At 40.1% G+C, this 19,635-nt stretch carries 13 protein-coding genes and 2 pseudogenes; 8 read left to right on the forward strand and 7 right to left on the reverse strand.

Annotation, left to right across the window (positions count from 1 at the left end):
• Positions 1-6 precede the first annotated feature (6 nt).
• On the reverse strand, positions 7-2,424 hold the full coding sequence (gene thrA, locus AC6H44_RS11705) for a bifunctional aspartate kinase/homoserine dehydrogenase I (protein ID WP_500735674.1): 2,418 nt from the start codon (positions 2,422-2,424) through the stop codon (positions 7-9).
• A gap of 230 nt (positions 2,425-2,654) precedes the next feature.
• On the reverse strand, positions 2,655-3,023 hold the full coding sequence (locus tag AC6H44_RS11710) for a response regulator (RefSeq protein WP_500735675.1): 369 nt from the start codon (positions 3,021-3,023) through the stop codon (positions 2,655-2,657).
• 377 nt (positions 3,024-3,400) lie between these two features.
• Between AC6H44_RS11710 and AC6H44_RS11715 the strand changes: the two genes are divergently transcribed.
• Entirely contained in the window at positions 3,401-5,167 is a 1,767-nt protein-coding gene (locus AC6H44_RS11715) for an ATP-binding protein (RefSeq protein WP_500735676.1), read from the forward strand.
• Positions 5,168-5,241: 74 nt separating this feature from the next.
• On the forward strand, positions 5,242-6,153 hold the full coding sequence (gene rdgC, locus AC6H44_RS11720) for a recombination-associated protein RdgC (RefSeq protein ID WP_008111993.1): 912 nt from the start codon (positions 5,242-5,244) through the stop codon (positions 6,151-6,153).
• A 42-nt stretch (positions 6,154-6,195) separates the two neighbouring features.
• Here the strand turns inward: rdgC and AC6H44_RS11725 are convergent, their stop codons facing one another.
• Positions 6,196-7,809, reverse strand: coding sequence for an IS1634 family transposase (locus AC6H44_RS11725; protein WP_500735678.1), 1,614 nt, complete (start codon positions 7,807-7,809; stop codon positions 6,196-6,198).
• Between the two features lie 182 nt (positions 7,810-7,991).
• On the reverse strand, positions 7,992-8,831 hold the full coding sequence (locus AC6H44_RS11730; protein WP_500735679.1) for an HDOD domain-containing protein: 840 nt from the start codon (positions 8,829-8,831) through the stop codon (positions 7,992-7,994).
• Between the two features lie 262 nt (positions 8,832-9,093).
• Here AC6H44_RS11730 and AC6H44_RS11735 point away from each other — a divergent pair, with 262 nt between their 5' ends.
• Positions 9,094-10,797, forward strand: a complete 1,704-nt coding sequence (locus AC6H44_RS11735; RefSeq protein WP_500735680.1) for a DUF8614 domain-containing protein — start codon at positions 9,094-9,096, stop codon at positions 10,795-10,797.
• A 48-nt stretch (positions 10,798-10,845) separates the two neighbouring features.
• Here the strand turns inward: AC6H44_RS11735 and AC6H44_RS11740 are convergent, their stop codons facing one another.
• Positions 10,846-11,004, reverse strand: coding sequence for a hypothetical protein (locus AC6H44_RS11740; protein ID WP_500735682.1), 159 nt, complete (start codon positions 11,002-11,004; stop codon positions 10,846-10,848).
• Positions 11,005-11,185: 181 nt separating this feature from the next.
• On the opposite strand from AC6H44_RS11740, the pseudogene AC6H44_RS11745 reads away from it, so the two are divergent.
• The 3 genes and pseudogenes from AC6H44_RS11745 to AC6H44_RS11755 all read left to right on the forward strand — a co-directional run.
• Positions 11,186-12,475, forward strand: a pseudogene (locus AC6H44_RS11745) (IS1634 family transposase); the annotation flags it as partial.
• 107 nt (positions 12,476-12,582) lie between these two features.
• Positions 12,583-14,202, forward strand: a complete 1,620-nt coding sequence (locus AC6H44_RS11750; RefSeq protein WP_500735683.1) for an IS1634 family transposase — start codon at positions 12,583-12,585, stop codon at positions 14,200-14,202.
• An 18-nt stretch (positions 14,203-14,220) separates the two neighbouring features.
• Positions 14,221-14,550, forward strand: a pseudogene (locus AC6H44_RS11755) (IS1634 family transposase); the annotation flags it as partial.
• Here the strand turns inward: AC6H44_RS11755 and AC6H44_RS11760 are convergent.
• The gene (locus AC6H44_RS11760; RefSeq protein ID WP_500735684.1) at positions 14,455-14,895 is read right to left on the reverse strand and encodes a protein-tyrosine phosphatase family protein; all 441 of its coding nucleotides are present in this window, start codon (positions 14,893-14,895) and stop codon (positions 14,455-14,457) included. The pseudogene AC6H44_RS11755 and the gene AC6H44_RS11760 overlap by 96 nt on opposite strands.
• Before the next feature lie 36 nt (positions 14,896-14,931).
• Complete coding sequence (locus AC6H44_RS11765) at positions 14,932-15,330, reverse strand: HIT domain-containing protein (protein WP_500735686.1); 399 nt, start codon at positions 15,328-15,330, stop codon at positions 14,932-14,934.
• 107 nt (positions 15,331-15,437) lie between these two features.
• On the opposite strand from AC6H44_RS11765, the gene AC6H44_RS11770 reads away from it, so the two are divergent.
• Together AC6H44_RS11770 and AC6H44_RS11775 are read left to right on the forward strand one after the other, a co-directional pair.
• Positions 15,438-17,663 (forward strand): S9 family peptidase, encoded by a 2,226-nt coding sequence (locus AC6H44_RS11770; RefSeq protein WP_500735687.1) that lies wholly within the window; start codon positions 15,438-15,440, stop codon positions 17,661-17,663.
• Positions 17,664-17,941: 278 nt separating this feature from the next.
• Positions 17,942-19,579, forward strand: a complete 1,638-nt coding sequence (locus AC6H44_RS11775; RefSeq protein WP_500735688.1) for a methyl-accepting chemotaxis protein — start codon at positions 17,942-17,944, stop codon at positions 19,577-19,579.
• Positions 19,580-19,635: the final 56 nt, after the last annotated feature.

Below are 19,635 nucleotides of genomic sequence, written 5' to 3' on the forward strand. Positions count from 1 at the left end.
TGACTCCTAGCGAGATAATGTTTTTAAAATGTCTGCAAATACACCCGCAGCCGTTACTGCAGAGCCCGCCCCATAACCACGAATAACAAACGGACGCGGCTGATAGTACTGGCTTAAAATAGCCAGCGCATTTTCACCATCACGAATAACATTCAATGCATGTGATGAATCCACCGCTTCGATTCCGACCTTACAGTGGCCATTTTTAATTGTGCCAACATAACGAAGTACTTTGCCTTCATTTGCTGCACTTTGAATACGGTCGCCAAAACTCGCATCAAGACTTGGTAGTTTTGCCATAAACTCATCAACGCTGTCACCCTGGGCAAAGTTTGGCGGTAAAACCGACTCCACTTCAATATCGCTAAGCTCTAATTGCATGCCTGACTCTCGGGCAATTATTAATAATTTACGTGCTACGTCAGTTCCCGATAAATCATCACGTGGGTCGGGCTCTGTAAAGCCGCTCTCTTTAGCTTTAATTGTTGCCTGCGATAATGACAAGCCATCTTCAAGAGCGCCAAACATATATGAAAGCGAGCCTGATAAAATACCACTAAACTCTAGTAATTCATCACCGGCACCAAACAGCGATTGAAGATTATCAATGACAGGTAAGCCAGCGCCTACGTTAGTTTCGTATAAAAACTTGCGATTATTTTTATGCGTTGCTGCAATTAAATCTTGGTAGTACGCATACGAGCTGGTTGTGGCTTTTTTATTTGCAGCCACAACATGAAAACCTGCATTTAAAAAGTCGACGTATTGTGCAGCGAGCGCATCGGATGAAGTACAATCAACTAACACAGGATTAACTAGATGATTTTGCCTAACAAACTGCTCTACCAGTTTTAAATCAAATACTTGCTCTGCTGAGGCTAGTTTTTGTTGCCAATCATCAAACGCAATCCCTTCAGCGTCAAGATGTAACTGGCGAGAGTTAGCAATGCCATATAGGTTTAATTTGATATTACGCTTTTCAAGCCATGCTTGTTGACGTTCAAGCTGATTAATTAACTCCTGACCGACTAAGCCACAACCCAATAAAAACACATCAATTGAAGGGACATGGGTAAAAAAGTTTTCATGGCAAATTTTAACTGCATCGTTACACAGCTCACCATCAATAACCGCTGAAATAGCGCTTTCTGTTGAATCTTGCGCGATTGCAACAATGTTTACTTGCGCTTGGGCAAGTGATGCAAAAAACTTAGCCGCTAACCCTTTGTGAGCACGCATATTATCGCCCACTAAAGTCACTATCGCTAAATTACGTTGCACATTAACCGGCTCAATAAGCCCCGCTTTTGACTCTAAATCAAAGGCCACTTGCAGTGCACTAAGCGCTAAATTTAAATCGCTTTCATGCACACAAAAGCTAATGCTAAATTCACATGATGATTGGGTAATGAGAACAATTGACACATTATCATGCGCTAATGCATTAAATACTTTTGACGCCATGCCCACTTTGCCTTTCATACCTGGGCCTGAAACCGTCAGCATGGCTAAGTTTTGTAAGCTCGACAGTGCTTTAACGGGTTCATCAGACACAGTGTCATTACTAATTAGTGATCCCTGTGCATCAGGATTATGCGTGTTTTTTATCTCACATGGCACACCCGCTTTTGCACACGGTAGGATAGTTTTAGGGTGCAATACTTTAGCGCCAAAATAAGAAAGTTCCATCGCTTCTTTATAGGATAGAAAATCTACCTTAGTGGCTTTTTTAATATAACGCGGATCAGCACTGTAAACACCATCAACATCAGTCCAAATTTGACACACTTGCGCCTCTAAACACGCCGCTGCGATTGCCGCTGAATAGTCAGACCCATTACGACCAAGCGTTGTCAGCTCCCCTTTATCGTTACTGGCAGTAAAGCCCGGCATGATATAAACCGTAGCGGGAAATTCTTTTAACACGGCCTGAAAACGGGCTTTACTGGCAACTAAATCAGCCTCTGCATCTATGTATCCGCCCGTTGAAACAATACACTCTGTTGCGTGTAAATAATGTGCGTTAAGATCGGCTAATAAGCTTTGCATCAGCGATACGCTAACACGCTCACCAAAGCTAATAATAAATGCCCTTACTGAATCGGGGCAGCACTTTATCAGTGCAACGCCATCGAGCTTATTCTTCAGTTCTTTAAAGTCAGGCCAGTTTTCAACCACACCTTGCTTATGCTTTACCGCCTCTTTAAGAACGTTGCATCGGCTGACTAGCGAATCCCATAACTCGCTAAAATTAAGCCCTTGCTCTGCAGCATTGGCTAGCGCAACAAGTGAGTCAGTCATACCACCAGGCGCAGAAAGCACCAATAACATTTCATCTTTTAATTGAGCCCTAACGAGAGCGGCTACTTGCTCTAAGCAAGCAAAATCAGCAAGCGATGAACCGCCAAATTTTAAAACGCGCATTGTTTATGTTTCCTCATTCCATAAAACGAAAAAAGGCCTGTGTTCTAAGTGAACACAGGCCTTTAAATTTGTTGCACCGACCTATGCCACTATCCAGTAAGAATGGTGGTTGTAATAATAATGGTCACTGCAAGACTAAATGTTTTCATAGCTTTAAGACTGCCTCAATAAAGGCTATTCTGTCAACCCTAAACGAGAAGATAAAACAGTCTTTTTTATGATGAATTTTATTAATAAATGCCAAACTTATGCAAAACGGCATGCAGTTGCGTTTTATTAATGGGTTTATGAATGAAATCAATTGCGCCGAGTTGCGCTACGCGGGTTTGCATTTTTTGCTGAATATCCGCCGAAACAACTAATACATAAGACTCTATTTTATCGGCTTTGATCTGCTCTAGTACTTCAATACCGTCAACTTCTGGCATAGTTAAATCGAGACAAACAAGATCAAATTGAGTTTGACGCAATTGCTCTAGGGCTTCTTTGCCATTAACAGCCTGTTGAATATCAGCATCAATACATTCATTTATACAACGTATGACTTGTTTTCGAGCAACGGTAGAGTCATCGCAAACTAAAATAGAAAAACGCAACATAGTATTAATAATTTACATTCATAAAAAACACCTAAAACTCACTTTAAAGTTAATTTGGTCGTTCAATTTGTAAAAAGCCAAAGCCAAAACTATAACCAAATAAACAGCGAGCAGACTGATCATTATAAGCTTTTATTAACATTATCAACAAAATGCATGATTGCACAGTAAAAATTTACAAACAAATCGTACCTAACGCTAATATTTCTTTCATCAACCAACTTAAAAAAATTGAGAACTCATGCCATGTTTGAAGAATAATTAGCTATAGCTATAAATGAAACAGAGTAAAATATATGTTTATTTTTAATCATTTATTAACTAATGTTTATAGTCGTACATTAACAGTTGTATTGTTAAAGGAAAATATATCCGCTATGCCACAAAAAAGTCTTTCAGCAAAGTTACTCACTCGGGTTTTATCGGTTTATTTTATATTGACCTTTGTAGTGACCTGTGGACAAATTTTCGCAGAATATGTAAATACTAAAGACTACATACGCAATGAACTCGGCACATTACAAAAAACATTTGGTCGTAGTTTAACGCGCGCTATTTGGGAGCTGAATATAAAACAAACCACTACCACAGCTGAAGGCTTGGTAGATATACCCATGGTCGAGGGAGTAATTATTCGCGACGATAATGGTACGGTTATTACTCAATTAGGGCGCTCGTTAAACATTAATAATCTTTACAGCCAACAACTTGTGCAAGAAGACGTGATTGTAGAGGACACTACAACTGGTTTGTTTGGTTATACCTTCCCCCTTATTTTTGAATTTTCAGGACGCGCCACCCAAGTCGGTGATGTTACTTTATTTTCTAGTCGCGATGTTATTTTTAGCCGCATTATGCTCTCTATCTACTTTTTAATTGGCAATGCCATGATTAAAACCACATTTTTAATCATTTTATTTTCAATCGCGTTTAAAAAACTACTCACTGTCCCGCTCACTCAGCTAACCGAACAAATTGAATACCTTGAATTAGATGATCTCGAAGACCATCACGTTAAAGTTGTCACCGATGAAAATAACGAACTTAAAGTAATGGAACGCTCTTTTAACAACCTTATATCAAAAGTTGTTGAATACAAAAAAGAGTTAAAACAAACACAGCAAGATCTAATTGAAAGCAATCAAAAGCTTGATCAGCAAAATTTACAACTTGAACAAGACGTAGCACGTAAAACATCAAATCTAAGCCAAGCTATGATTGATTTACAACAACAAAAATATGAACTTGAACGCCAAAAAGCAGTACTCACTGAAGAAGTGGATTTACGAAAGCAAACTGAACACGAACTGTTAAGTAAACAAAATCAGTTACAAGGTTCACTCGATGAATTGAGCTTTGCGCAGGAGCAGCTTGTAGGCTCAGAGAAAATGGCAGTACTAGGCGGCTTAGTCGCGGGGATCACCCATGAGATTAACACCCCAATTGGCATTGGCGTTACTGCGACCTCATTTTTACAAGAACGGCTAAATGAAATTGAAACAGCCTACAAAAATAAATCATTGTCCTCTACGGCACTTGAAAACTTCATTAATGATGCAGCACAAAGCACTCAGTTACTCTCTCATAACTTAGAGCGTGCGTCTGAGCTAATCGCTAGCTTTAAACAAATTGCAGTGGATCAAGCAAGTGAAGCACTAAGAACGATTAACTTTAAAGACTACATTAATGAAGTGATACGCTCCCTACATCCGAAAATAAAAAAAACATCACATAGCATTCAACTTCATTGCCCTGATGATTTAATTATTAACTTACCTGCGGGTGTAATAAGTCAAATATTTACTAACTTAATTATGAATTCGCTACTGCATGGTTTTGAAAATATAAACAGTGGGCAGATCATTATAGATGTAAATACCGATGAAAACGACTTAATCATTAATTATCAAGATAACGGCGCTGGTTTAAAACCAGCCCAACTCAAGCGTTTATTTGATCCATTTTTTACCACCAAACGCGACAAAGGTGGCAGTGGCTTAGGCACTCATATTATTTACAACTTAGTAAAACAAACGCTTAATGGCGAAATAGAAGTTAATAGTGAGCCAAATCAAGGGCTACACTATCGAATTTCGTTTCCTAAAGAGATACCTTCTCCGCTACCGCTGTTTAAACAAGATTAAGCTAAATCAGCCATTTCTAGAAACGGCTTTTGTTGCTATGATTGCACAAAATTTTTTAAATGGATCATTTCCCTATGTGGTTTAGTAACCTTATATGTTACCGCTTCAAACAAGACGTTTCATACACTCAAGAAGACTTTGATAAGGCGTTAGAACAGGATCTATTTCGCCCGTGTACAGGCCAAGAATTAGCAACCTTTGGATGGACAAAAGCATTTGGTAAGCACGGTGAAACTCTCTCTCATTTTTCACAAAAAAGCATTTTAGTATGCGCGAAGCGAGAAGAAAAAGTATTACCAGCCTCTGTTATAAATGAACTAGTCGCTGAGAAAGTTGATCAAATTGAGGCCGAAGAAAACCGCCCAGTAAAGAAAAAAGAAAAAGATGAATTAAAAGAAAACATCTTACATACTTTATTGCCACAGGCATTTAAAAAGTCAAGCCTACAGTTTGCATTTATAGACCAAGAAAATGGCTGGGTTGTGGTAAATAGCGCAAGCTTTAATAAAGCAGAAGAGCTTCTCGCTTTATTGCGTAAGTCATTAGGTACATTACCGGTTGTTCCTGCGTTTGCTAACTACGATTTAGATGTATTTTTAACTGATTGGCTTACCAACTTTAGTACTCCAGAGGGCTTTGCTATTGGCTCAGATGCTGAACTTGAAGAAGCCGATGACAGTGGTGCGCAGGTTAAGCTCAAAGGCCATGACTTATCGTGTGACGAAGTGAAATCGCACCTTGAAAGTGGTAAACGCGTCACTAAATTAGCGCTTGATTGGCAAGAACGTGTTAAATTTATGCTACAAAACGATGGTTCAATCAAACGTTTAAGCTACAGTGAAACACTCAAAGAAGAAAACGCAGACATCCCCAAAGAAGATATGGCGGTTAAGCTAGATGCCGATTTTATCCTTGCATCTGAAGAAATTAAGCAACTACTAGAAGAACTCACCCAAGGTTTAGGTGATGCTGACGATTTAGCGTAAAGCCTTTTTAAATAACATTACAACCGATCTTCCGCACCCATTTTAAGAATAAATCCGCTGATATTTTTCACCCAAGCAATCAACAATGGTTTGATTGCGCGGTTGCATATTCGCCACTATGGGTGGTTTATCTGGTATGTACATGATGATGATATGCTCGAAGCACTGGAACACCCAGCGTGCCGTGGGGCGTTGGCCCGGCTTGTATTTCATTGTGGGGAAGTAGCAGTTTTTCTCGACCAAGGTTTTGCGAATTTGATGCTCTAACCCCGCGTACACCATTAGGCAGCAAGTCATTACCATGAGTAACGCTTCAATGCGCTCAGGCTTTTTCAGGTAAATAGCGCTCGTAAGGAAGTCGGGACTTTTCAAGAATCGAAAGCCTTTTTCCACGTTTTGCTGCGCTTTGTAACTGCTCAGCAAGCTGGCCATATCAAGATGGTCGCTAACATCATTGGTGGCAATAATAAATAACCCCAGTTGTTGTAAAGCGGCTTTTCTGGATGCCAGTGGTGTGCATAATGCACCCGTAATCTGGTATTCGATACGCTCAGATTGCTGCCCTGCTTTAGGGCGTCCTGCGCCTTTATAAACAGCGACCTCGAGAACACCCGCATCCACATCACATACAGCTTGTTTACCTCGCCATTTTATAAGGGCGCTTTGTGCGTCTTTTTCGCAAGCAAAGCGTTGTTGGCACAGTTTTTTAAAGCTTTTGCGGGCAACTTCTCCGGCTTTTAGCATACGCTTGTTCAGGTTATGCTGCTCTCGCTTATACGCCTGCTCACTGCGAATGAGTAGCCATTTTTGTTTCACACCCCCGTATTCACTGTCATAACTGACGCCTTCATAGCCTGGTGAGATAGGGGTAAAATTCAAGTTAGGGGCTTGCTTAACAAGGGTTTTAGCTTCTTTGAGGGTTTGCGGTACCCGCGTAATGAACAGTTGGCCTTGAGTATGTAAATCTACAATCGTTTCTTGCACATACAAGGCGGCATCGGCCACCAAATAGCGGCTGGCTTGCGCGGCTTTTAAACTGCCAATATGCGCCTTTACAATCTGTTTAAAGCCTTCCATATCATTGCTGTTGCCACTGGCAGGTTTCATATAAACCGGTATGCCGGATTGGTTCTCACAGATAAGATTGAGTATCACTTGGTTGAGCTCAGGGCGATGGTCGCGCGAATAGCCTTTGGCGATACGGATAGGTTTTGGTTCGTCATCATCAGGCTCGCTTGTCGCTTTGCCATCGTAATGAAAGCTTGTTGAATCAAGGTGTAAAGCTTCGGTTTGTAACCCTAATTTCTCTACCACCGCCTCACCCAATTGCTGATACAGCTTCGATACGCCGTATTCATATAAGGTGTCTAAACAGCGACCAAGCGCATCGTCGTTGATGTGCTCGGACTTTACGCCTTCACCAATTAATCTATCAAGCGGCTTGCCTTGAAAATACTCGCTGTACATATGCAGTGTGCGGCCAGTGAAACCTAGGCCGTTTAGCACCATAGCCAACACTAATTGACCACAACTGATGTTGCGCTCAGGCGCCACGCCACCGAGTGCGTTATCAATAATATCGACAAAACCTAGATCGTGACAAAATCCAGCAACTAAGCCGTGGTGTTCGAGTTTTTGGGCATAAGGGATAGACATAAATACGCGCTCTCAAAAGAGAGTAATAGATCAAATATGGGGATCGCCGTCAAGTGTTTTTTAACAAAATTCGATCAACCGCTCATTTAATGAACTAATTTAATTCAGATTTAGGGTGCGGAATGACAGTTACAACTAAAAAGCACGATTAAATCGTGCTTTTTATTGCGCAAAAAAACAGTTTAACTAAACATCTCTTTTACATCTTTAACCAAATGCAGGTACTCATCGCTTTGGAGTAACTCAAGTGAGGGAATAATACCTTTGTCAATGTAGGTTTGCAGTGCCGCTGATTTATCGGATACTTGCAGCGTGCCTTCAAGTATTGCGCCTATGCGAATAAAGTCAATGTAACCCACTCCAGCAGAGCGATAATTAGCATCTGCCCAGTGCTGAGAAACGTTTACAAACACCTCAGGGAATTCCCAAGCTTTCATAATTGAGCCACCAATTTTACCACTTAGGCGCTGAATCGCATGCGCTAAAAAGCTAGGGCTGGCAAACACTTCAGGATGGCGTTCTGCTTCTGTTAAAATGGGCAACACCCCAATATTATAAACGAGTGAGGCTAAAGTAATCGCATCGCGATTTAGCGAGGTATGAGTATTACTTTTTAAGTAAAACTCCATAAGAGAAATAGCATGCGAAGCAACATTGATTGTTTTTTGCCACGCTTTTCCCATATAGCCTTTTATTAACTCATTATCGGAGACAAATAACTGCTCCATTGCCATAGCCGTCGTTATATTTTTTATTTGCCTTAAGCCAATGCGTGTCACTGCTTGGTGTAAATTAGATACTTTTACAGCACGTCCCATAATTGCACTATTAGCCACTTTTATCATCCGTGCAGATAATGCTGGATCGTGGGCTATCGCATCTGACATTTTCATCAAATTAACATCTGGATTATCTGCGGCTTGGCGAACCTTAATCGCTACCTCAGGTAATGTTGGTAGCACCAAGGTGTCATTATTGATCCTATCGACCAAAATAGTGAGTAAGGCATTTTCTGTAGACATACAATATTCCTTCGCTTGATGACTTACACTTCATAGCAAGTCTTATATTAATTTTTTCAACACTTAACATATACTCAAAATAATAGAAGTTATAGGTAATTATTGTTTATTTTTCTAGTTCACGCACTCTAACGCCTAACACTTGCTATTTACTGGTGTGTTTTGCTTTAATGCAACCATGCTAAGGCACTCTCATATTCATCCAGTACTTTAACTGACAGTACATGGGCGATAAAAAAATGACTTTTAAATAGGTAACATAATGATTTTAAATAAAATTAGCCAAGCAATATTACTCTCTGGCGTCGTTTTTCTTAGTGCCTGCTCTGAGCAAGCACCTTCTTCTTCAAACAATACACCACAAAGCTCAGCGCCTACGGCCTCTCAAACGCAATCAGGACCAACACTGGTTAATATTGACCGTCAACGTTTAGACATATACACAGATTTTAGCTTACAAAGCGATTTATCGCATTTATCTAATAACCAAAAAGCCATGGTTGCTAAGCTTATAGATGCTTCAAAAATTATGGATGATTTATTTTGGAAGCAAGCATTTGGTGAAGATAAACAACGCTTTTTAGCACAACTGAATGATGAAAAGGTACGCCAATTTGCTGATATTAACTACGGCCCTTGGGATCGCTTAAATGGCGATGAAGTATTTTTATCAGGCTACAAAGAAAAGCCACTGGGCGCTGGTTTTTACCCAGCCGACATCACCAAAGAAGAGTTAAATAACGCGGATATAAAAGATAAAACAGGGCTTTACTCACTCATTAAACGTGATGAACTAGGTAATTTATACAGCGTCCCTTATTCACAAGAATATGCAAAAGAACTTGCCCAAGCCGCTGAGTTACTGAGAGAAGCTAGCAAATTAGCTGACGACAAAGAATTTGCCAATTACTTAAACTTGCGCGCTGATGCAATACAAAATGATGATTTTCAAGCTTCTGACTTTGCTTGGATGGATATGAAAAATAATCCAGTTGATGTCGTTATTGGCCCAATTGAAAACTACGAAGATCAACTATTTGGTTACCGTGCCGCCTATGAATCGTATGTGCTTATTAAAGATTTAAAATGGAGCGAACGCCTAGCTAAATTTGCGGCGTTTTTACCTGAGCTGCAAAAAGGCTTACCTGTAGATAGCAAGTACAAACAAGAAGTACCAGGGTCTGATGCTGATTTAAATGCCTACGATGTTGTTTACTATGCTGGGCACTCAAATGCTGGCAGCAAAACCATTGCAATTAATTTACCCAATGATGAGCAAGTGCAACTAGAAAAAGGCACACGTCGCTTACAGCTTAAAAATGCAATGCGTGCGAAGTTTGATAAAATTTTAGTCCCTATTGCAGAGCAGTTAATTGTACCCGAGCAACGCAAGCATATTACCTTTGACGCATTTTTTGCCAATACTATGTTTCATGAAGTGGCTCACGGCTTAGGAATTAAAAACACCCTAACAGGTAAAGGTACGGTTCGCCAATCACTGCAAGAGCACGCCAGTGCCTTAGAAGAAGGTAAAGCTGACATTCTTGGCTTATACATGGTTGAACAGCTACTTAAAAAAGGTGAAATAACCGAAGGCACCTTGGAGGATTATTACACCACCTTTATGGCGGGTATTTTCCGTTCGGTACGTTTTGGTGCTTCAAGTGCGCACGGTAAAGCTAATATGATCCGCTTTAACTTTTTTGCTCAAGAAGATGCTTTTTCTAAAAATGCAAACGGGCTTTACAGCGTCAACATGGATAAAATGGGGGATGCAATGGCAAAACTATCGCGCCTTATTTTAACCTTGCAAGGTGACGGTGATTATGAAAAAGTAGACCAACTCATTGCCACTCATGGCGATATTAAAGCGGAACTTGCAGAAGATTTAGAAAAGTTAAGCAAAGCGAACATCCCTGTAGATGTTACCTTTAAGCAAGGCAAAGATGTACTTGGCCTTAATTAATTTAAACTAATTAGCAAAGCGTTACAGTGCGACTGTAACGCTTTTTTATTACTGAGCGCTGATCACTTTTCGTACCGCGGGCTCTGAACTTGTCATCCCCCATTTTTTTCCTATTTTCAACGCCGATTCAATATTAGCACCTTGCTGATGAGCTGAAATAGCCATAAGTGACCCAACACGATTACTACTTGAACAATGAACAAACACGGGTTCACCTTTGAGCTGCTTTAAAAGGTTAGTTAGTTGTTGTGCATTATCACTGTTGTTCCGCACCCCTAATTTGAATTAGATTCGTTTATAAAATAGGCGTTTGATTTGCTTTTTTAAATAAAAGCTTGACGCAGCTCCCTAGGTTTGATCTATTACTCTCTTTTGAGAGCCTAACTTTATGCCTGTTCCTTCTTCTAAAATACTTGACCATCTCGGACTTGTTGCTGGCTTTTGTCACGACCTAGGATTTGTCGACATCATCGATAGTGCCTTAAATGGTGCTGCACCTGAGCGTAAAATCAGTTGTGGTTAGTTGGTGACGGCAATGGTATTGAACGGTTTAGGCTTCACGGGGCGAACCCTTCATATGTATAGCGAATATTTTAGAAACAAGCCCGTCGATAAGCTCATTGGTGAAGGCGTATTACCTGAGCACATCAACGACGATGCGCTTGGTCGCTGTTTAGACACCTTATATGAATACGGCGTATCGAAGCTGTATCAGCAATTGGGTGAGGCAGTGGTAGAGAAATTAGGGTTGCAAACCCAAGCCTTACATCTTGATTCGACAAGCTTTCATTACGATGGCAAGGCGACAAGCGAGCCTGATGATGGTGAACCAAAATCTATCCGTATCGCTAAAGGTTATTCGCGCGACCATCGCCCTGAGCTCAACCAAGTGATACTCAATCTTATCTGTGAGAACCAGTCAGGCATACCGGTTTATATGAAACCTGCCAGTGGCAACAGCAATGATATGGAAGGCTTTAAACAGATTGTAAAGGCGCATATTGGCAGTTTAAAAGCCGCGCAAGCCAGCCGCTATTTGGTGGCCGATGCCGCCTTGTATGTGCAAGAAACGATTGTAGATTTACATACTCAAGGCCAACTGTTCATTACGCGGGTACCGCAAACCCTCAAAGAAGCCAAAACCCTTGTTAAGCAAGCGCCTAACTTGAATTTTACGCCGATTTCAGCAGGCTATGAAGGCGTGAGTTATGACAGTGAATACGGGGGGGTGAAACAAAAATGGCTACTCATTCGCAGTGAGCAGGCGTATAAGCGAGAGCAGCATAACCTGAACAAGCGTATGCTAAAAGCCGGAGAAGTTGCCCGCAAAAGCTTTAAAAAGCTGTGCCAACAACGCTTTGCTTGCGAAAAAGATGCTCAAGCAGCCCTTGTCAAATGGCGTGGCAAACAAACGGTCTGTGATGTGGATGCACATGTTGTTGAAGTAGCCATTTTTAAGGGAGCAGGACGCCCTAAACTCGGACAATCTCCTGAGCGTATCAAATACCAGATTACGGGTGCATTATGCACACCACTGGCATCCAGAAAAGCCGCTTTACAATAACTGGGTTTGTTCATTATTGCCACCAATGATGTTAGCGACCATCTTGACATGGCAAACTTGCTGAGCAGCTACAAAGCGCAGCAGAATGTAGAAAAAGGCTTTCGATTCTTGAAACAGAGATTGATTAGACCAAATTCATAAACTTTTATTTAATGTTAGGTTAAAAAAAAACCTAAATTTGCTGTAATTTGATACAATAACACCTCAACTTCGAGGTGTTTATGAACTTAAAAATCAAACGGTTAGATCATCATGGTATTGTTTCAGGTGTCATTGCAGACTTAAAAATAGTGTCCCTTTTAGACCAATATTTACCTCAAGATGAAAAGCAAGAAATTACCCCAGGTGAAGCGGTTAAAGGCATGATTATGAACGGCCTTGGGTTTGCCAATCGTCCTTTATCTCTCAGTCCTCAGTTTTTTACTAATTTGCCTCTTGAACATTTGTTCCGTAAAGGTGTTCAAGCATCGCATTTTAATCGTCATAAATTGGGAAGAACACTCGACCAATGCTTTGATTTTGGTTGTGAAAGCTTATTTTCACTCGTCTCAGAGCAAGCATGTCAACTTGAACAGGTTGATCGTACATTTGAATCATTAGATACAAAGAGTCATTCTCTTACTGGTGAATATGCCGTTGACGAAGAAGATACCGATGAAAATATAATAAGAATCACGCACGGCTATAGCAAAGCTCATCGTCCTGATTTGAAACAAGTAGTACAAGAAATTATCGTCAGCCAAGATGGCGGTGTGCCACTTGCGTGTAAAAACTGGGATGGTAATAGTGCTGATACCGCTATTTTTGAAGCACGCAGCAAAGCCCTTGTTAATGAGTTCAAGAAAAGCAAGACCCCGAAATTTCTTGTCGCTGATTGTAAATTATATCATCAAAATAACGCCGAGTTTTTATCTAAAATTCGATTTATAACACTTATTCCTTCGACAATTTCGCTCGAGAAATCCTCCATCTCAACCGCTATTAAAAATGACAGTTGGATAAAAATTGATGATAACTATCACTATGTTGTTAATAATATTGAGCACATGGGAATAAATCAGCGATGGATGGTTGTTTACTCAAATGCAGCAAATAATCGTGCAGTAAAAAGCATCGCGCGACAAGTCGAACGTGCGCATACCCAGATTAAAAAAGCCCTTTATCACCTACAAGCACAGCGGTTTGCATGTCAAACCGATGCACAACGTGAACTTAATAAGTTAACGAAAAAATTTAAATATCATAAAGTGACAGCGATGCAGTTCACTGAACATAAAGTATACGAAGAGAAAGGCCGACCTAAAAAAGGTGCGCCAGTGAAATGTATAGAATGGCAAGTAAACGCAGAGATTGAAGAAAATGACATTACAATTAAAAAGGCAATAGAGCAAAAATCATGCTTTGTATTAGCAACAAATGCAGATGAAAAAGACCTAAGTCCAGAAGATTTACTCACACATTACAAAGCACAGTCTGAAGTAGAAAAAGGCTTTAGATTTTTAAAAGATCCGTTATTTTTTGTCTCATCATTATTTATAAAAAAGCCAAGCCGAATAGATGCACTGTTGATGATAATGACACTCTCTTTATTAGTATATTCAATAGCTCAAAGACGATTAAGGGCGAACATGGAGAAAGTAAAAGCAACCATTCCAAACCAAATTAATCAGCCAATAGAAAGACCCACATTAAGGTGGATATTTCAATGTTTTGAAGGTATCAATTTAGTTCAGCATGGAGATAAAACCTACTTAGATGGGTTTAATGAGCTACGAGAAAAAATAATAAGATTCATTGGCGGTCACGCTATGCATTTATATAAAATAGAAAAAGTGGCATAGGGGTCTGATCAATGTCTGTTGAAAAGTCCCGACTTCCTTACGAGCGCTATTTACCTGAAAAAGCCTGAGCGCATTGAAGCGTTACTCATGGTAATGACTTGCTGCCTAATGGTGTACGCGGGGTTAGAGCATCAAATTCGCAAAACCTTAGTCGAGAAAGATTGTTACTTCCCAAGTATGAAATACAAACCTGATCAAAGGCCCACAGCACGTTGGGTATTTCAGTGTTTCGAAGGAATAAGCATTATATATTTACCAGACAATCCCCCTGTCGTTGCCAATTTGGAAACGCGTAATCACACCATCATTGATTGTTTGGGTGAAAAATATCAGAGGATTTATTCTTAAAATAGGTGCGGAATGTCGGTTATCAGCGTTAATATCTTGATCGCCAGCAATAGGAATAGTGTGATAGCTCATTTTTAATGAACTGACTAATTCACCTTCATTCCAATTTTGCTCATTAGCGCCAGTTAAATTAATAACGTGTTTTATTTTTGCATCTGACAATTGTTTAAATTGTTCTTTGCTAGGTTGCGCCGCAGAAAAAACCAAGTTGTCATGTGCTGCAAAATTTTTAATATTGGCACCGTTTAACACATCGATGGCAACAGGATGCTCGTTCGCGCTGACTGTTGAGACTGAAATGACAGCAATAAATATGCTGGTACACCATTGTTTTATTAATTTCATACGCTCTCCTGGAAATAGCACTATGTATTTTAGCTTTTAAAAATGCGTTTTTAATTGCTCAATTTGAGCATTAGTATAAGGGACACTCGGGAACTTGCCCCATACCGGCGCAGGCCACGCTATATCATGCGTAAAACGCGCTATATGATGAATATGTAATTGCGGCACCATATTCCCTAAGGCAGCCACATTCAATTTATCAGGATTAAACACCTCAATTAACAAATGACTGAGCTTAGCCGACTCGCGTAAATAGGTCATTTGTTGCTGCTCGGTTAAATCAATAATCTCTTTTAAGCCTGCTATTCTGGGGACCAATACAAACCAAGGATATTGGCTATCATTTAATAGTAACACCTTGCACAACGGCCAATCAGCCATTTCAATACAATCTCTTTTTAGCTCTAATGCTAAAGTAAATACTGTGTCGCTCATGTTAAAATCCTTAGGTTATTATACTGCATACTTTATAGCATTTAGTTGCAGTTGCACACGCTTGTGCTTTACCATCGAGATAATTTTATGTAAGTAAAGGCAATCCTGTGTTAAAAAAACTAAAACACCTCTCACTGGCACTTCCCCTGATGGTGGGCACATTAAGCGTAGCAGCAAAGCCGTTAACCCTTGAACGTATATTTGATGATCCAAGTTTAGCGGGTAAATCTCCGGTACAACTTAAGTTTTCTCCCGATGGCAGTCGGGTCACCTATTTACAAGGTAAAACAGATGACTATAACCGCTACGATTTATGGGAATATAATTTAAAAGACAACACTAACCGGTTGTTAGTCGATTCGGCGCAGTTATTTTCAGGCCCAGAAAACCTCTCCGATGAAGAAAAAGCGCGTCGTGAACGTCAACGTATTTTTGGCAAAGGCATCCTTGAATATAAATGGTCAAAAGACGGTAAAGCATTGCTGTTCCCTCTAAATGGCGACCTTTATTACTATGACTTAAACACAAAAAACAGTAAAAAACTCACTAACACCGACGCATTTGAAACCGATGCTCGATTTTCTCCAAAAGGAAATTTTGTATCATTCATTCGTGAGCAAAATCTCTACGCATTAGAGCTGGCCTCTGGCAAAGAAATTCAATTAAGTAAAGATGGCGGTGGCGTTATTAAAAATGGCATGGCTGAATTTGTGGCGCAAGAAGAAATGAGCCGTATGACCGGTTATTGGTGGGCAAATGATGAATCTAAAATCGCCTTTACTCGCGTTGATGAAAGCCCTGTTCAAGAAGCGATTCGTAACGAAATTTATGCTGATGAAGTAAAACTATTTAACCAGCGTTACCCATTTACTGGCACCAACAATGTTGACATTCAACTTGGCATTGTAAAGCTCAATGAGCAAACGGTTGACTGGATTGATTTAGGTGAAGATAAAGACATTTATATTGCCCGCGCTACATGGCTAAACGACAACGAAACTCTGTCTTATCAATGGCAAAATCGCTCTCAACACAATTTAGAGTTACGTTTTTATAACAGTAAAACGAAAAAACAAAGTATTGCGCTAACTGAAAAAAGTGATACCTGGATCAACTTGCATTTTGACCTTGAGTTTTTAAAAGATAAAAAGCATTTTGTATGGGCTTCAGAGCGTGATGGCTTCAAACACCTGTATTTGTATCGCAACAATGGTCAACTTATTCGTCAAATTACCGCCGGTGATTGGGTTGTTGATAGCTTAAAAGGCGTGGATGAAAAAAATGGTGTAGTTTACTTTGCTGCACGTAAAGATACCGCTCTGGAGAGCCATTTATACAGTGCGCCCTTATTTGCAGAAGGAGACATTAAGCGCCTTACTGAAAAAGGCCAATACCATAATATCGTTCTGGCAAAAGATAATAAAACCTTTATTGACACTAGCTCATTGGTTAACAAACCAAATTCTGCAGCACTGCGCAAAATTAACGGTGACTTTATTACGTGGCTTGAAGAGAATAAGCTTGATGACTCTCACCCACTAACCCCCTTTTTAACCGATTTAGCACAGCCTGAGTACGGTACTATTACCGCTGAAGACGGCCAAGTTATGCATTACCGGTTATTTAAACCAGCAAACATGACTAAGGGTAAAAAGCATCCGGTTATTGTTAATGTGTATGGCGGCCCTCATGCTCAACGAGTAACAAATAGCTGGCGCAGTAAAAACTTATACTTTCAATATATGGCGCAACAGGGCTATGTGATTTTTCAACTTGATAACCGAGGCTCTTACAATCGCGGTAAAAAGTTTGAAGATGCAATTTATAAAAATTTAGGTGTTGTAGAAGTCGCCGATCAAATTAAAGGGGTTGAGTTTTTACGTACCCTTGATTACGTAGACCCTGCTCGCATTGGTATTTATGGCCATAGCTACGGCGGCTACATGGCACTAATGGCTATGTTTAAAGCCGGCGATTATTTTAGTGCTGGCGTTTCTGGTGCGCCTGTTACCGACTGGGCCTTGTATGACACTCACTACACCGAGCGCTATTTAGGCCACCCTGATACGAATGCGCAAGGTTATACCGACAGTGCTGTTTTCCCCTACGCTGATGGCTTAAAAGGCCCATTAATGATTTACCATGGTATGGCCGATGACAACGTGTTGTTTACCCACGCAACTAAGTTATTTAAACAGCTGCAAGATAACAATCAACAGTTTGAAATGATGACTTACCCAGGTTCAAAACATAGCCTTCGCGGTAAACACGTGCAAACTCACTTACATCACACTATTACAAACTTCTTTAACCGTAATTTTAATACAAACTAACTAAAACTGGGTTAATTATTCGACTAAAGGCTGATATAAATATCAGCCTTTTTTTGTGTAAATAAGCTATATTGAATCATTAATAAAACAATAAATTAAAATAACCTTAAGTATTGCCGAATAAAAAAATTAAGGCTCACGCTGCATTTTTGCTCTATTTGAACTCACTAACCACTATGTAAATATAAAAAATCCAATAGCAGGAAATTAAAGCAGTATTAGCCTATATTAACTATGCTTATTTAAGAGAAATAATACTCTGATACGGGAACAAATCTATGCCAAATCTTCGCCGTTTTACTCTATTTCAACGTCTGGCTATATTGATAACCATTGTGATTATTGGCTTGATTGTATTGAGTGTTTCTAGCTTAAGTAATCAATACCAAGCACTAAAAAATGAGCAATACCTTAAAACTAAACATGTTGTCGAAACCGCATACAGTATAATTACGCACTATGGTGCCCTTGAGAAAAATCAAACACTCACTCGCGCACAGGCGCAATCTCAAGCAATGGATGCTATACGTTCATTACGTTACGATGAGACTAACTATTTTTGGATTAACGATTATCAACCTACAATGGTAATGCATCCAATAAAACCGGCTCTTGATGGCAAAAATTTAACCAACAACAAAGACCCAGATGGCAAAGCACTCTTTATTGAAATGGTTACTGTTGTAAAAAAATCGGGGGAAGGATTCGTGCCTTATAAATGGCCTAAGCCTGATAAAGACCAACCAGTTGATAAAGTTGCTTTTGTGAAAGGCTTTGAGCAATGGCAATGGATCATTGGCTCGGGAGTTTACCTTGACACTATAGACAGTGCTTTTTCGCAGCAACGCAGCATAATTATTATAAATGTCATAATTATGGTTATTGTCGTGGTGCTATTTAGCTACTTCATTGGCCGTAGTATCTTAATCCCTACTCGTTTAGCGGCCGAGATGATGAAAGATATTTCACAAGGTGAAGGAGATTTAACTCGTCGCTTAAACGAAGATGGTAATGATGAAATATCTCAGCTTTCCCAGTCATTTAATTTATTTGTTTCTAAAATTAGAGAGTCCTTGATACTGGTTGCCAAAAGCGCTAATGATGTAGACGAGCATGCCCACACTGTCGACGAATCCAGCAAAACAAGTCAATCATTCATTGAACATCAAAACGACAGCTCAACCCAAGTAGCTACGGCTATGGAGCAAATGACGCATCAAATTCATGATGTGAGTCGTAATGCGGAAGCTGCTGAACAAGCTGCAAGCGAAGCGGCCAGTAATGCATTAAATGGTAAACATGTGGTATCTAAAACCATTACCGCCATTGAAACTCTCTCCAGCAATATAGAAACGGTGAGCAAAGTCACCGCAGACCTTGCGCAAGAGAGTAACAATATAGGCTCAGTACTTGATGTAATTAGAAGCATTGCTGAGCAAACCAACCTCTTAGCGCTCAATGCAGCCATTGAAGCGGCACGAGCAGGCGAACATGGTAGAGGCTTTGCCGTGGTGGCTGACGAAGTAAGAACGCTGGCAAGCCGAACTGGTAAAAGTACCGATGAAATTCAAACCATGATAGCTAAACTACAAGAAGGGGCTAAAGCTGCGGTAGACGCGGTAAAATCAAGTCAAGAAATCTCTATTTCTACGGTTGAACAAGCCTCTTCAGCTAATATATCGCTAGATGAGATAGAGCGACTCGTTTCGGTGATCACCGATATGAATGGGCAAATTGCCCGTGCCACTGAACAACAAACATCGGCCGCAGATGAGGTAAATTTAAGAATTAACGACTTATCGCAATCAACTGAACAATCGCTGGGCAATACTAAAGACTTAACCCTTGCCAGCGACAAACTTAAAAAAAGCAGTGTTGAATTATCAGCTGTGGTATCGCGTTTTAAGCTTAGTTAATCTGAACTGCGGATAATAAATACCTTTCACCAATTAAAAAGCCCTGATTCTCAGGG

The sequence above is a fragment of the Pseudoalteromonas sp. TAP-3C genome (assembly GCF_059888565.1).